The sequence below is a fragment of the Segatella paludivivens DSM 17968 = JCM 13650 genome (assembly GCF_000373185.1).
In the GTDB taxonomy this organism is placed as follows: Bacteria; Bacteroidota; Bacteroidia; order Bacteroidales; family Bacteroidaceae; genus Prevotella; species Prevotella paludivivens.
The window spans coordinates 26,942-41,225 of the sequence record NZ_KB890638.1 but is presented as its reverse complement, the minus strand read 5'-3'; the positions used below and the strand labels follow the sequence as shown (position 1 = coordinate 41,225).

The 14,284-nt window shown below is 37.6% G+C and carries 18 protein-coding genes; 17 read left to right on the top strand and 1 reads right to left on the bottom strand.

Annotated features, from left to right (window positions below):
* Window positions 1-117 precede the first annotated feature (117 nt).
* The 15 genes from B045_RS0105515 (at window position 118) to B045_RS0105445 (ending at window position 12,495) form a co-directional block, all read left to right on the top strand.
* Complete coding sequence (locus B045_RS0105515) at window positions 118-750, top strand: TetR/AcrR family transcriptional regulator (RefSeq protein WP_025883140.1); 633 nt, start codon at window positions 118-120, stop codon at window positions 748-750.
* Complete coding sequence (locus B045_RS0105510) at window positions 747-1,535, top strand: Rossmann-like and DUF2520 domain-containing protein (RefSeq protein ID WP_018463278.1); 789 nt, start codon at window positions 747-749, stop codon at window positions 1,533-1,535. Before B045_RS0105515 ends, B045_RS0105510 begins: the two co-directional genes overlap by 4 nt.
* Window positions 1,532-2,050, top strand: coding sequence for a KdsC family phosphatase (locus B045_RS0105505; RefSeq protein ID WP_018463277.1), 519 nt, complete (start codon window positions 1,532-1,534; stop codon window positions 2,048-2,050). Before B045_RS0105510 ends, B045_RS0105505 begins: the two co-directional genes overlap by 4 nt.
* A gap of 9 nt (window positions 2,051-2,059) precedes the next feature.
* The gene (locus tag B045_RS0105500; RefSeq protein ID WP_018463276.1) at window positions 2,060-2,626 is read left to right on the top strand and encodes a Maf-like protein; all 567 of its coding nucleotides are present in this window, start codon (window positions 2,060-2,062) and stop codon (window positions 2,624-2,626) included.
* A 195-nt stretch (window positions 2,627-2,821) separates the two neighbouring features.
* Window positions 2,822-4,171, top strand: coding sequence for a sodium:proton antiporter NhaD (nhaD, locus tag B045_RS0105495; RefSeq protein ID WP_018463275.1), 1,350 nt, complete (start codon window positions 2,822-2,824; stop codon window positions 4,169-4,171).
* A gap of 56 nt (window positions 4,172-4,227) precedes the next feature.
* Complete coding sequence (pfkA, locus tag B045_RS0105490) at window positions 4,228-5,205, top strand: 6-phosphofructokinase (RefSeq protein ID WP_018463274.1); 978 nt, start codon at window positions 4,228-4,230, stop codon at window positions 5,203-5,205.
* Between the two features lie 136 nt (window positions 5,206-5,341).
* A complete protein-coding gene (gene atpD, locus B045_RS0105485) occupies window positions 5,342-6,871 on the top strand; it encodes a F0F1 ATP synthase subunit beta (protein WP_018463273.1) in 1,530 nt (509 codons plus the stop codon).
* 4 nt (window positions 6,872-6,875) lie between these two features.
* Window positions 6,876-7,133, top strand: a complete 258-nt coding sequence (gene atpC / locus B045_RS0105480) for an ATP synthase F1 subunit epsilon (protein ID WP_018463272.1) — start codon at window positions 6,876-6,878, stop codon at window positions 7,131-7,133.
* A complete protein-coding gene (locus B045_RS0105475) occupies window positions 7,130-7,402 on the top strand; it encodes a hypothetical protein (protein ID WP_018463271.1) in 273 nt (90 codons plus the stop codon). The genes atpC and B045_RS0105475 overlap by 4 nt, the downstream gene beginning before the upstream one ends.
* A 6-nt stretch (window positions 7,403-7,408) precedes the next feature.
* Window positions 7,409-8,482: a F0F1 ATP synthase subunit A gene (gene atpB, locus B045_RS0105470; RefSeq protein ID WP_025883136.1), complete on the top strand. Its 1,074-nt coding sequence runs from the start codon at window positions 7,409-7,411 to the stop codon at window positions 8,480-8,482.
* Window positions 8,483-8,523: 41 nt separating this feature from the next.
* Window positions 8,524-8,760 (top strand): ATP synthase F0 subunit C, encoded by a 237-nt coding sequence (gene atpE / locus B045_RS0105465; protein ID WP_018463269.1) that lies wholly within the window; start codon window positions 8,524-8,526, stop codon window positions 8,758-8,760.
* Window positions 8,761-8,844: 84 nt separating this feature from the next.
* Entirely contained in the window at window positions 8,845-9,348 is a 504-nt protein-coding gene (gene atpF, locus B045_RS0105460; RefSeq protein WP_018463268.1) for a F0F1 ATP synthase subunit B, read from the top strand.
* 6 nt (window positions 9,349-9,354) lie between these two features.
* Entirely contained in the window at window positions 9,355-9,891 is a 537-nt protein-coding gene (locus B045_RS0105455) for a F0F1 ATP synthase subunit delta (protein ID WP_018463267.1), read from the top strand.
* Between the two features lie 17 nt (window positions 9,892-9,908).
* Window positions 9,909-11,495 carry a F0F1 ATP synthase subunit alpha gene (atpA, locus tag B045_RS0105450; protein WP_018463266.1) on the top strand — a complete coding sequence of 529 codons (1,587 nt, stop codon included), beginning with the start codon at window positions 9,909-9,911 and terminating at the stop codon, window positions 11,493-11,495.
* A gap of 31 nt (window positions 11,496-11,526) precedes the next feature.
* On the top strand, window positions 11,527-12,495 hold the full coding sequence (locus tag B045_RS0105445) for a F0F1 ATP synthase subunit gamma (RefSeq protein ID WP_018463265.1): 969 nt from the start codon (window positions 11,527-11,529) through the stop codon (window positions 12,493-12,495).
* Window positions 12,496-12,596: 101 nt separating this feature from the next.
* On the opposite strand, the gene B045_RS0105440 is transcribed toward B045_RS0105445, so the two are convergent.
* A complete protein-coding gene (locus B045_RS0105440) occupies window positions 12,597-12,977 on the bottom strand; it encodes a rhodanese-like domain-containing protein (RefSeq protein WP_018463264.1) in 381 nt (126 codons plus the stop codon).
* A 153-nt stretch (window positions 12,978-13,130) separates the two neighbouring features.
* Between B045_RS0105440 and B045_RS0105435 the strand changes: the two genes are divergently transcribed.
* Window positions 13,131-13,415, top strand: a complete 285-nt coding sequence (locus B045_RS0105435) for a GNAT family N-acetyltransferase (RefSeq protein ID WP_018463263.1) — start codon at window positions 13,131-13,133, stop codon at window positions 13,413-13,415.
* Between the two features lie 425 nt (window positions 13,416-13,840).
* Window positions 13,841-14,260, top strand: coding sequence for a SoxR reducing system RseC family protein (locus B045_RS0105430; protein WP_018463262.1), 420 nt, complete (start codon window positions 13,841-13,843; stop codon window positions 14,258-14,260).
* Window positions 14,261-14,284 lie beyond the last annotated feature (24 nt).

Here is a 14,284-nt window from a genome sequence, read left to right as displayed (position 1 = left end):
TTTTTCCTTCTAACAAGCGCAAAGTTAGTAAAAAACGTTTAAATGAGTGCGAGTTTTTTGTTATTTTTTGTAACTTTGCAGAATAATATTAAAACTCATTACGGTAAACGGTTGCTTATGCATAAAATTAATATTCAAACTGAGTATCGGGAACAGTTGAAAGACCGTATTCTGAATTTAGCCATGCAAGAATTCTATGTTAATGGAATTAAGCGTGTCAAGATGGATGACATAGCGAAGAAACTGGTCATATCGAAGCGTACTCTTTATGAAATATACAACAAAAAGGAAGATCTTTTACTAGAAGGTATAAAGATGTCTGAATGCTTGTGTGATAATCATATGGAGAAATTCCAAAAGGAAAAAGCTCCAGATGTGATGGATATTCTCGTGGAATTTTATAAGGTACAAATGGAAAAGGTTCGCACAGTTAATCCTTTGTTCTTTGCAGAATTACATAAGTATTCTAAAATAGTTAATTATCTTTCTAAGCGGCACGAATTGCGTAGAAACAAGTCGCATATGTTTTTCAAGCGAGGTATCAAGGATGGATATTTTCGTGATGACATTGATTATTCTTTGGTTGAGCGTTTCAGCAATGCAACAATGGAATATGTGATGGATAATAAGTTGTATGAGACTTATAGCATGCAACATATCTTATATAATGTGATGTTCTTGTTTATGCGTGGTTTCTGTACTGATAAGGGACTGGCTATAATGGACATGAAAATTAAGAGGCTAAAATGAAAATTTCATTGATTGGCTCAGGAAACTTGGCTACAAATATAGGAGTGGCTTTATTTAATTCTGGTAACAAAGTCGTTCAAGTTTATAGTCAAACGCTTTCGCATGCTACTTCTCTAGCTGATAGAATAGGAGCAAGGGCCGTAGATGATATTCATAATGTAAGTGATGAAGCTGATTTGTATATCGTGGCTTTAAAGGATGATGCACTAGAAAAAATCATTCCGTCGCTATGTAAAAATAAATCTGATAAGTTCTTCTTCCATACGGCAGGTAGTATGCCAATGGATATATTTAAAGGGTATGTTGAGCACTACGGAGTGCTTTACCCTATGCAGACTTTCTCAAAACAACGCTTTGTGGATTTTAAAGTAATACCTTGTTTTATAGAGACTTCTGACGAGTTGGCTAAATCTGTACTTGAAAATATTTGTAGCAATATATCTAATCGTATATATGAACTTTCAACAGAACAGAGAAAGTATTTGCATTTAGCAGCTGTGTTCGCATGTAACTTTACTAATCATTGTTACGAAATTTCGTCAGAGATATTGAATGATAATGGTATACCTTTTGATGTGATGCTGCCTTTGATAGACGAAACTGCAAAGAAGGTGCACAATGTGAAACCAAAGGATGCTCAAACGGGTCCTGCTATAAGATATGATGAAAACGTAATTAGTCGTCAGATCCAATTACTGGATGGTGCTCCATTTAATCAGAAGATCTATGAACTTATGAGTAAAGCTATCCATTCTATCGCAATAAATAAAAATTCAGACCTATGATAAATTATGATTTGAGTAAGGTTAAAGCTATCGTTTTTGATGTCGATGGAGTTCTGTCTGCCGAGACAATAGTACTGTCGCACGACGGAGAGCCTTTGCGAACAGTGAATATAAAGGATGGATACGCCATTCAGTTAGCTGTAAAGATGGGTATTAAAATAGCTATTCTTACTGGTGGAAATACTGAGGCTGTAAGAATGCGTTATGAGCATCTTGGCGTTGCGGATATTTACATGAACTGCGCTGTTAAGGTTACTGTTTATGATGAATTTCTTAAAAAGCATAATCTTAAAGATGACGAAGTGATTTATGTAGGTGATGACATTCCTGACTATGAGGTTATGCGCCGTTGTGGTTGTCCTTGTTGTCCGGCAGATGCATGTACTGATATTAAGAGTATCAGCGTCTATATAAGTTCTCGTAATGGAGGATATGGTTGTGGACGTGATATCATAGAACAAGTGCTTCGAGCTAATGGCAAATGGCTAAGTGATGCGAAGGCTTTTGGATGGTAATATATAATTATGAACTATAAAATAATACTTGCCAGTAATTCTCCACGTCGTAAAGAATTACTTTCTGGTTTGAATATCCCCTTTAAAGTATTTGTAAAGGATGATATTGACGAGACATATCCCGAATCTACACCTGTAGACGATGTTTCTTTGTATTTGTCAAAACTTAAATCTTCTGCTTATTTGGAAGATATAAAAGAGGATGAATTGATTATAACAGCTGATACTGTAGTTGTTGTGGATGAAGAGATCTTAGGCAAACCAAAAGATAAAGAGGATGCTGTTAGAATGTTGCGAATGATTAGCGGACGTACACACAAAGTTATTACTGGCGTCAGTCTTACAACAATTTCTAAACAGCGTAGTTTCAAGGTTACAACTGAAGTTACGTTTAAAAAATTAGAAGATGAAGAGATCAATTATTATATCTCAACTTTTAAGCCCTATGACAAGGCTGGTTCTTATGGAATTCAGGAATGGATAGGCTATATAGGCGTTATATCTATTAAAGGAAGTTACTTTAATGTGATGGGATTTCCTGTACAGAGAATATATGAAGAGTTGAAAAATATGTGATGCACATTGTCACTTAATATTCAGAACGGTCACTATGTTTTTGCATAGTGACCGTTCTTTGTAATCTATACTTTGCAAAACCTTGTTCATTGTGGTTACAATCTTACACTTTATCGTTAAACCAATATAAAAAACTAATATCATGTTTGAATGTTTCAGAATAATTGTTAACTTTGCCACTAAATAAAATAAACTATGACGCTTATAATAGTCGCTATAATACTGCTGAGCTTTTTGCTCATCGCTACTGAAAAAATCACCAACGTGAATAAAGCTGCTATAGCTATTTTCGCTGGTACAGTAGGGTGGGTATTGTATATTTGCTATGGCACTGATTTCGTAATGAGTCAGCATTATGGTGAATATGCAAGTTTCCTAGACAGTGCGACTTCTTCAAGCGTAGTAGTGAAACAATTTATAGCCAAACGTATTTTTCTTCCTTATGTAGGTGAGGCTGCTGAGATAGTTTTGTTTTTGTTGTCAACGATGACTATTGTTGAGATATTGAACAATAATGGATGCTTTGATTTTGTTTCTCAATTGCTAAAGACAAGAAACAGTAAGAGAATGCTTTGGTCGCTTGGAATTGTTACTTTTTTGATTTCGGCAAATCTTGATAACCTCACTACAACTGTAATGATGATCACAATGATGCATGAAGTTGTTCCAAGTCGTCGTCAAAGGATGATATTTGGTTCAGCTATAGTTGTAGCGGCAAATGCAGGCGGAGCTTTAACAGTAATAGGTAATCCGGAGGGATTGGTGTTGTGGAATATCGGAGCCGTTAGTGCTACTAATTTTTCAATGTCTCTTATAATTCCTTGCATTATAGCTTGGGCTATACCAACTTGGATGCTTGGTCGCATGCTTCCTAGTAGATTGGATACCGAATGGGTGGTGATGCCATATAGAGGAGATGATACAAATCTTAATACTTGGCAGAGATTATTGATGCTATTCGTTGGAATAGGTGGACTTTGGTTTATTCCTACTTTCCATAATATAACAAAGCTGAGCCCATTCCTTGGCGCTTTATGTGTTCTTTCAATCTTATGGATTGTTAATGAGATATTCAATCATAAATTGATGAATGCCGACCAAATGATACAACGTCGCACCCCACGCGTATTGCAGTATGGAGTGATCCAGATGATGCTTTATGTAATGGGAGTCATGCTTGCTCTTGGTGTTGTTAAAGAGACTGGTGCAACTAAATTATTGTGGGATTTTCTTCAGGAAAATATAAATAGTGTTTGGATATATGGTGTTATAGCAGGTGTTATTAGTTCTGTTTTGGATACATTTGCAACGGCAATGAGTTTTATTCAGATAAAGCAGAATGTAGAAATGAATGATATATATTATAAGGTGATAGCTTTTTGTGTAATGTCAGGAGGAAATGTATTAGCAATAGGTAGCATGAGTGGTATCGCTTTATTAAAAATGGAACGTATGCATATTGGTTGGTATTTCAGGAATGTAGGATGGAAATGCGTGCTTGGAACCGCTGTAGGCTTCATGGTACTGATGTTGGTGAATTTATAAATACGAGAATATAAAACTTATCAAGAATAATTAAAAATTAAGGTAATAATTTGATTATGGCAAAAATTAAAACAATAGGTATTCTTACTTCTGGTGGTGATGCTCCAGGAATGAATGCTGCTATTCGTGCGGTGACGCGTGCCGGAATTTATAACGGTTTCAATATTAAGGCTGTATATCGTGGATATGATGGCCTTATTAATGATGAGATTGTTGATTTCACGACAGAGAATGTAAGTGGTATTATCAATCAAGGCGGAACGATTCTTAAGACTGCTCGTTCGTCAGATTTTATGACAGACGAGGGTAAGAAGAAGGCTTACGATAATATTGTAAAAGAAGGTATCGACGCACTTGTTGTAATCGGTGGAAATGGTTCTCTTACAGGAGCCATGTTATTTGCTCAGGAATATGATGTTTGTTGCATCGGACTTCCAGGAACAATTGACAATGACCTATATGGTACAGATAATACCATAGGTTATGACACCACAATGAATACTATCGTGGAGTGTGTTGACCGTATTCGTGATACAGCCCAAAGTCATGAACGAATATTCTTTGTTGAAGTTATGGGACGTGACGCAGGTTTCCTGGCACAGAACTCTGCTATTGCGAGTGGTGCTGAAGCTGCTATTATTCCTGAAGACCGTACTGATGTAGACCAGTTGGCTCAGTTTATGGAACGAGGAATACGTAAAAGTAAAAAGAGTTGTATAGTGATTGTAAGCGAAAGTCCTAAATGTGGTGCTCTTTATTATGCTGACCGTGTAAAGAAAGAGTTCCCTGAATATGACGTACGTGTTTCTATCTTGGGACATCTTCAGCGCGGTGGACGTCCATCAGCACGTGATCGTATCCTTGCAAGTTGTACTGGCTTAGGCGCCGTTGAGGCTATCATGCAGGGACAGCGTAATATTATGGTCGGAATGAGAAATAATGAAGTTGTATATGTTCCGATGAGCGAAGCAATACGAAGTGATAAACCTTTTGACCGTAAGTTAATACAAGTACTAGATGAACTTAGTATCTAATATTAAAAGGTATTAAAAAGTGGTTAATATGTGGTTAATAATGGTACAAAACTCGGATTTGTTTTGTAGTTTCCATAAATATTCGTACTTTTGCTATATCGAAAATAAATAGAACATTAATAAAAAATAGTAGCTTATGTCACAAATTATCGGGCGCATTTCTCAGATTATCGGTCCTGTTATCGATGTTTATTTCGATACAAAAGGACAGGATGCTGAAAAGGTGTTGCCAAAGATTTTCGAAGCTCTTAAAGTTAAGCGCACGGATGGCAGTGACCTTGTGATTGAGGTTCAACAGCATATCGGTGAAGACACAGTGCGATGTGTTGCTATGGACAATACCGATGGTCTTCAAAGAGGACTTGATGTAGTTCCTACAGGAAGTCCAATAACAATGCCAGCCGGCAAACAGATAAAGGGTCGTATGATGAATGTAATAGGTAAGCCTATTGATGGAATGGAAAACCTTGATATGCAAGGTTCTTATCCTATTCACAGAGATGCTCCTAAATTTGATCAATTGTCTACCCATAAAGAAATGTTGGCGACAGGTATTAAGGTCATTGACCTTTTGGAGCCATACATGAAAGGTGGAAAAATCGGTTTGTTTGGTGGTGCTGGTGTTGGTAAGACTGTCCTTATCATGGAGCTTATCAATAATATCGCCAAAGGACACAATGGATATTCTGTATTCGCTGGTGTAGGAGAGCGTACACGTGAGGGTAATGACCTGTTGCGTGATATGCTTGAGAGTGGAGTTATTAAGTACGGTGAAAAATTCCGTAAATCAATGGATGAAGGCAAATGGGACCTTTCGCTTATAGATAAGGAGGAACTTGCAAAGAGTCAAGCTACACTTGTTTATGGACAGATGAATGAGCCACCTGGCGCACGTGCTTCTGTAGCTCTTTCTGGTCTTACCGTTGCTGAGGAATTCCGTGATCATGGAGGTCCTAATGGTGAAGCTGCTGATATAATGTTCTTTATTGATAATATTTTCCGTTTTACTCAGGCTGGTTCAGAGGTGTCTGCACTTCTTGGACGTATGCCTTCTGCCGTAGGTTATCAACCAACATTGGCAAGTGAAATGGGTACTATGCAAGAGAGAATTACATCAACAAAGAATGGTTCAATCACATCTGTTCAGGCTGTTTATGTGCCTGCTGATGATTTGACTGACCCTGCTCCTGCAACAACATTTACCCATTTGGATGCTACAACTGAACTTTCACGTAAGATTACCGAACTTGGTATTTATCCTGCTGTTGATCCACTTGGTAGCACTTCTCGTATTCTTGATCCACTGATTGTTGGTAAAGAACATTATGAGTGTGCACAGAAAGTGAAGGAAATTCTTCAGCATTACAAGGAATTGCAAGATATTATTGCTATTCTTGGTATGGATGAACTTTCAGATGAAGATAAACTTACAGTAAACCGCGCACGTCGTGTACAGCGTTTCCTTAGTCAGCCATTTACTGTTGCAGAACAGTTTACCGGACTAAAGGGTGTAATGGTGCCAATCGAAGACACTATTAAAGGTTTTAATGCTATATTGAATGGTGAGGTCGATGACCTTCCAGAACAGGCATTCCTTAACGTTGGTACAATCGAAGATGCCAAAGAGAAGGGTAAGATGCTGCTAGAGTCAGCAAAGGGTAATTAAACTGATGACGGATATGAGTTTGAAACTAAAAATCGTATCGCCAGAAAAGGTGGAGTTCAACGGTGAAGCCGAAATTGTAAAGGTTCCAGGATTGATGGGAATATTTGAAGTTCTCAGTAACCATGCTCCGATAGTATCGGCACTTCAAGAAGGTGTAGTTGAATTTGTTACCAAAGAAGGCCGAAAAGAGTTGGCTATAACTGGAGGTTTTGTAGAGGTCCAGAAGAATGATGTCAATATCTGTGTAGAAAAGGCACAATGAGTATATTGGTAATTTTTCTATCTGTATTCTTTTATGTCCTCTTAGGTACAGTTTACGTTAAAGGATATGATTTCGTAAAAAGTCATGCTCCGGGTAATTTAGTAAATTTCTATCTTATTATGGCAACAATACGCATATTGCTTGTGGCTACGATAGTCGCGGTTTATGTGTTGTCGTCTAAAGATAGGGAAGATTCTATCCATTTTGTGGCAATGTTTCTAGGAATGTATGTCGTAACAATGGTAGTAACGCTGATTTTAAAACATTAAGTAGAAATGAATCACATCAAACGACTGTTAGGTATTTTAATGGTAATGCTTGCCGTGTTGCCGACTTTCGCAAATGGCAAAGGTGGAGATCCAAATATTAAGGATGTGGTGCTTGAACATATCAAGGATTCTTATGACTGGCACATTACTAATATTGGAGATAAGCCTTTGGTAATACATTTGCCGATAATAGTAAACAGTTCAACTGGTTTTCATGTATTTTGCAGTTCGCAATTTTCAGAAGTTGCAGATGCTAAAGGATACCGTCATGGACCGTTTAATTTGGCAATAGCAAGCAAGGGTGACAATGCCGGTAAAATAGTTGAGATTGACAAGTCTGGAGCAGAACTGCGCCCTTTTGATATCTCTATTACGAAGACCGTAGCGGTGATGTTTATAGATGTCATCCTGTTGCTTTGTTGCATTTTGATACCTGCCAGATGGTACAAGAAACGTAAAGCTGGTGATCCTGCTCCTAAGGGATTTGTAGGATTTATTGAAATGTTGGTGATGTACGTCATTGACGAAATCATCAAACCTGGTGTAGGAAAAGGTTATGAGAAATATACTCCATATCTGCTTACATGTTTCTTCTTTATATTTACGTGTAATATAATGGGCTTAATGCCATTTCCTCCTGGTGGTGGAAACGTGACGGGTAATATTGCCGTTACATTCTTTTTGGCATTGTGTACATTTATAATTGTACAGTTTAGTGGAAACAAACATTATTGGAAAGATATATTCTGGCCCAAAGTTCCTACATGGTTGAAAGCACCTGTACCAGTTATACCTGTAATCGAATTTGTAGGCATCTTTACTAAACCGTTTGCTCTTATGATTCGACTTTTCGCCAACATGATGGCTGGACACGCTATCGGACTAGCTATAACATGTATAATATTCCTTGTTGCAAGTAGAACAGCAGCAGTATTTCTTAGTATGTCTGCATTGAGCATTCTGATGAGTATATTTATGATGTGTTTGGAATGTTTGGTATGCTTTATTCAGGCAATAGTATTCACTATGCTTAGTGCTGCATTTATTGGGTTGGCAAGAGCTGAACCAGAACACGAATAATTAATATAAAAAATAAAATAACAATTTAAACATTCAAGATTATGATTTCATTATTATTAGCAGCAGAAGGTGTTGCAAAATTAGGCGCCGCAGTAGGTGCAGGTCTCGCATCTATAGGTGCAGGTCTTGGTATTGGTAAAATTGGTGGTCATGCAATGGATGCTATGGCACGTCAGCCAGAAGTTATGAATAAGTTATTCACGAATATGATCGTCGCAGCCGCACTTGTTGAGGGTGTTGCACTTTTCGCTGCCGTAATAGCATTCTTGTGTATTTAATATAAAACTTTTTTGGAGGAATGTCGCAATTGGATTGTTTCCAGATGTATAAATACATTCCTCTACATATAATTAAAACAGTGTATGGATTTATTGGTTCCTAGTACTGGCTTGCTATTTTGGATGTCTCTGACGTTCCTTGTCGTACTATTTATCTTATGGAAGTTTGGCTTTCCTGTTATCGTAAAAATGGTATCAGAGAGAAAGGCTTTTATTGATGATAGTCTACGTAAGGCTCATGAAGCAAACGAAAAACTAGCTAATATACAGAAAGAGAGTGAATCCATCTTGCAGGAAGCGCGTGAGAAACAAGCCTCAATATTGAAGGAGGCAGCTAACACACGTGACGCAATTGTTGAAAAAGCTCAGGATAAAGCACGTGAGGAAGGTGCCCGCTTGATTAGCGATGCCAAAATAGAAATTGACAACGAAAAGCAGGCTGCCATAAGTGATATCCGAAAGCAAGTAGCGACATTGAGTGTTGAAATAGCTGAGAAGATTCTTCGTGAAAATCTTGGTAATGACAAAGCTCAGATGGATTTGATTGACCGTATGCTGGATGACGTTTCTTCGGCAGAAAATAAATAATTGGTTATGGATATAGGAGTAATATCGGTAAGATATGCGCGTGCACTGCTAAAAAGCAGTACAGATGCTAAAATCGAGGATTCGGTGTATAAAGATATGCAAATTCTTGCAAAGAGTTACATCGATGTACCTGAACTCAGATTTACGATAGACAATCCAATGCTTTCAAAAGACAGTAAGGAAAATCTTCTCGTTACTGCGGCAGGAAGCAATGTATGCGAACTTACGAAGAATTTCATTTCTCTTGTTTTGAAAGAGGGTCGTGAGGGAATAATGCAGTTCATGGCGAATTCGTATATCACACTTTATAGAAAACAGAAGAATGTCATCCGTGGCAAACTCATTACCGCTGCTGCCGTATCTGATGACACAGAGCAGAAAATGCGACAGATGGTGGAGAGTAATACTAATGGAACTGTGGAGTTTGAGACCGAGGTAGAACCTGATCTTATCGGGGGATTTATCCTAGAGTATGATACTTACAGAATGGACGCTAGCGTGAAATCAAAGCTTAACGGCATCCTGACACAGCTTAAGAAATAATTTTTAAAATACAAATTATGTCAGATAAAATAAAACCAAGCGAAGTGTCTCAAGTTCTTCTTGAACAGCTCAAAGGTATCAATGGCAGTGAGAAGTTTGATGAGGTGGGTACTGTGCTCCAGGTGAGTGATGGTGTTGCCCGTATCTATGGACTTCGCAATGCTGAGGCCAATGAATTGTTAGAGTTTGAGAACGGAACAATGGCAATTGTGATGAATCTGGAGGAAGACAACGTTGGATGCGTGCTTCTTGGATCTACCGCTGGCATTAAGGAGGGAATGACTGTTAAGCGTACAAAGCGTATTGCTTCAATTCTCGTTAATGACAATATGCTTGGGCGTGTAATCAATCCTCTTGGTGAAGCTATAGATGGCAAAGGCGATATAGATTTGGCTGATGCCTTTGAAATGCCTCTTGATAGAAAAGCTCCTGGAGTTATCTATCGTCAACCTGTTAAGGAACCGTTACAGACTGGTTTGAAGGCTGTCGACTCAATGATTCCTATTGGTCGTGGTCAGCGTGAACTTATCATTGGTGACCGTCAGACTGGTAAGACTGCAATTGCTGTAGATACAATCATCAATCAGAAAAGTCTTTATGATGCAGGAAAACCTGTATATTGTATATATGTAGCGATCGGTCAGAAGGCTTCTACCGTAGCTACTTTGGTTGAGATTCTTAAGGAACATGGTGCAATGCCATATACTATTATAGTCGCTGCCACAGCTGCAGATCCTGCTGCTATGCAATATTATGCACCTTTTGCTGGTGCTGCTATCGGCGAGTATTTCCGTGATCGTGGATATAGTGCTCTTGTGGTATATGATGACCTTAGTAAACAGGCTGTTGCATATCGTGAGGTATCTTTGATATTGAGACGTCCTTCTGGACGTGAGGCTTATCCTGGTGACGTGTTCTATTTGCACTCTCGTCTTTTGGAACGTGCCGCACGTATCAATAATCAGCAAGAGATTGCTGAGCAAATGAACGACCTTCCTGAATGTATGAAGGGACATGTTCGTGGTGGTGGTTCTTTGACAGCTTTGCCTATCATTGAGACACAGGCTGGTGACGTTTCTGCTTATATTCCTACGAATGTTATTTCTATTACCGATGGTCAGATATATTTGGAAACAAATCTGTTTAACCAAGGTTTCCGTCCAGCCATTAATGTTGGTATATCTGTATCTCGTGTAGGTGGTTCTGCACAGATTAAGAGTATGAAGAAGGTTGCTGGTACACTTAAGATTGACCAAGCTCAATACAGGGAACTAGAGGCTTTCTCTAAATTCTCAAGTGATATGGATGCCGTAACAGCAATGACTTTGGATCGTGGACGTAAGAACAATCAACTTCTTATCCAACCACAATATAGCCCAATGGCTGTAGGTGAGCAGGTTGCTATCCTTTATTGCGGAGTACATGGTTTGATGCATGATGTTCCTGTTGAGAATATTCGTGAATGTCAGAATCAGTTCTTAGATGCAATGCGTTCTTCTCATAACGATATACTTGATGTCTTGTCAGACGGACAGTTGAGCGATGAGGCCATAAAGGTTATCGAGGACACAATTGCTAACGTCGTTGGACAATATAAAGGTTGATAGTTTTAATAATTAAGATTAATAGTTAGCAATGCCGTCATTAAAAGAGATAAAAACACGTATTGACTCTGTTAATAGCACTCGTAAAATTACAAGTGCTATGAAGATGGTGGCTTCTAGTAAACTTCATCATGCCCAGACTGCCATTCAGAGTATGCTGCCTTATGAGAACTTACTTGAGCATATCCTCAAGTCATTCTTGGTGGCAGTGCCTGAAGCGTGGAATGAGCTTGAATCAGAGCGTCAGGTAAAAAAGGTTGCGTTTGTTGTTTATACCAGCAATAGTTCATTGTGTGGTGGATTCAACAATAACATAATCAAGATGCTCAGTTCGGCTATTGATGATTATAAAGCTCGTGGCATTGATGACATCATTGTTTACCCGATAGGTAGAAAGGTTGAAGAATATGTCGTTAAGCAGGGGTTAACTAAAGCTGGAAGTTATCTTGAACTTGTAGATAAACCAAATTCAGCAGGATGTGCAGCAATCGCCAAGGAACTGCGTGAAAAGTTTATTGCTCATGAAATAGATAAGGTTGAAGTTATCTATCATCATTTCAAGAGTGCTGGTTCGCAGATTCTTACGCGTAAGACTTATTTGCCTATCGACTTGTCTACAGAGTCTATCGGCAATGAAAACGATCGTGATTTGAGTGGTAACACAACTACCGCTAAAGCGCAGGAATATCTAAAGAAACGCAAGCTAGAGGAAGAAGGAGAGAAGGCTGAGGCAAAACCTCTTAATGATAATTTCATTGTAGAGCCTGATCTTAATACTGTTTTGAGCATTTTGATACCTAAGCAGCTTAATCTTCAACTATACACAGCGCTATTGGATAGTAATGCCAGTGAACACGCTGCTCGTATGGTCGCAATGCAGACTGCCACAGATAATGCTAATGAATTGTTGCGTGGATTGAATTTGCAGTATAATAAGAGTCGTCAGCAGGCAATTACTAATGAGTTGCTTGATATTGTAGGAGGAAGTTCCAATAGATAACGATTTCTTCAAATAAATATAAAAAAGGAATATTGCATTGTAGCAGTATTCCTTTTTTGTTTATCACATATATGTAATTTTATAGGTATTCCTCTCTGCATTTATTTAGAGATACTTTTTCCGGCTTGTTCCCATGCCATGATTCCTCCACGTAGGTTTATCACTTTAAACTTAGCTTTTTGAAGTATACCAGCACCAATCAAACTGCGCTTGCCGGAACGACAATATATCGCAACAGGTTTATCTTTACTTAGTTTCTCTTCTGCAAATTGTTTAAAGTCACCTTTTTTTACATCAATGTTTGTTGCCCCAGATATTCTTCCACTAGCATATTCCTCGGCTGTACGAGCATCAACAAGTTGTACTTTGGAAGATTTTACTAGTTCTTCAAACTTATTTGCATCAACAGTTACAATTTTATTTGTATTGCAACTGGCTAGGAATAGAACAGTTCCTAATACAGCTAACATTACTTTCTTCATTTCTTTACATTTAATATTTTGTCGGTAAAGTTAGGGAATAATATTGAAGTATCAAAAGTTAATTTACATAATTTAATAATCATAATAATGTAAATATCGTTTTTATTTCATATTTTTACGGTTGCAATTAATGATTTTAAAACGTAAAACATTATGAAGTATATTACAGAAAATGATCGCATATATGTGGATGGCAGTGACGGTAAAGTTATTGCTGAAATCACATTTAAAACAAATGATGGTGTAACAACAATTAACCATACATTTGTTGATAATTCTCTTCGACGCCAAGGGGTAGCTGCAGAACTTGTACAATTGGCGGTAAATAAAATTATTGCTGATGGTAATAAGATTGCTGCAACTTGTCCGTATGCGGTTAAATGGTTAAAACAACATCCTGAGTATAAAATCGTAGATGCCGATGATACTGTTTCTTAAAAGGCAGGCTACATACATAAGGGTGGCTATGACATAAATTAAATTCTATAATTTGTACTGAATCTACTTGTAGTTCAGTATGTTATGTTCCTTTAAAAGTAGAAGGATGAGATAAGCTTTGTGCTTAATGCTGATAATCTAACGTTTGTAAATACTACTATTCGCTATATTGTAAATATTGACAAATTATAGCTATGGGAAACAATTTTGAATGATAACAGAAGGGGCTGTGATGAATAATTAAGATGTTCAATTGTTGACAACTAATCTTTTATAATCATGATATGTAAACGTTTACGTTTAAGAGTTGTTAACTAAAAGACTGTTTAGAGCAATAATGATATAGAAATATTTGTATATTGAAAAAATCATATTATCTTTGCAATTGTCAACTGGAGTTTGCAATCTGGTATAATAAAAACAACATGAGCAACAGGATTGAACATTTAGGAGTGATAAATACGATAGAAGGGAATTGCCTCCATGTAGCTATCTCACAATCATCAGCATGTGCGGAGTGCAAAGTTGCCGGGCACTGTAACGCATCAGAATCAAAGGATAAAATAATAGATATTATTACAGATAAAGCCAACGAATACAGCATTGGAGAAAGTGTCAAGGTTTCAACTACAAATGGAGTAGGGATGATGGCGACTATATATGCTTATATATTGCCTCTAGTGATTATGATGACTGTGCTAATAGTTGTCAAGGCGATTACTGGAAGTGATGGTTGGGCAGCAATGTCCGCTTTGTTTTCATTGATACCTTATTATGCCTGCGTATATATATTGAGAAATAAAATAAGTTCTCAAGTGTATTTTGAAATAGAGAAAACAAATTGAAAAAACAAATAGCTAAAACAAATA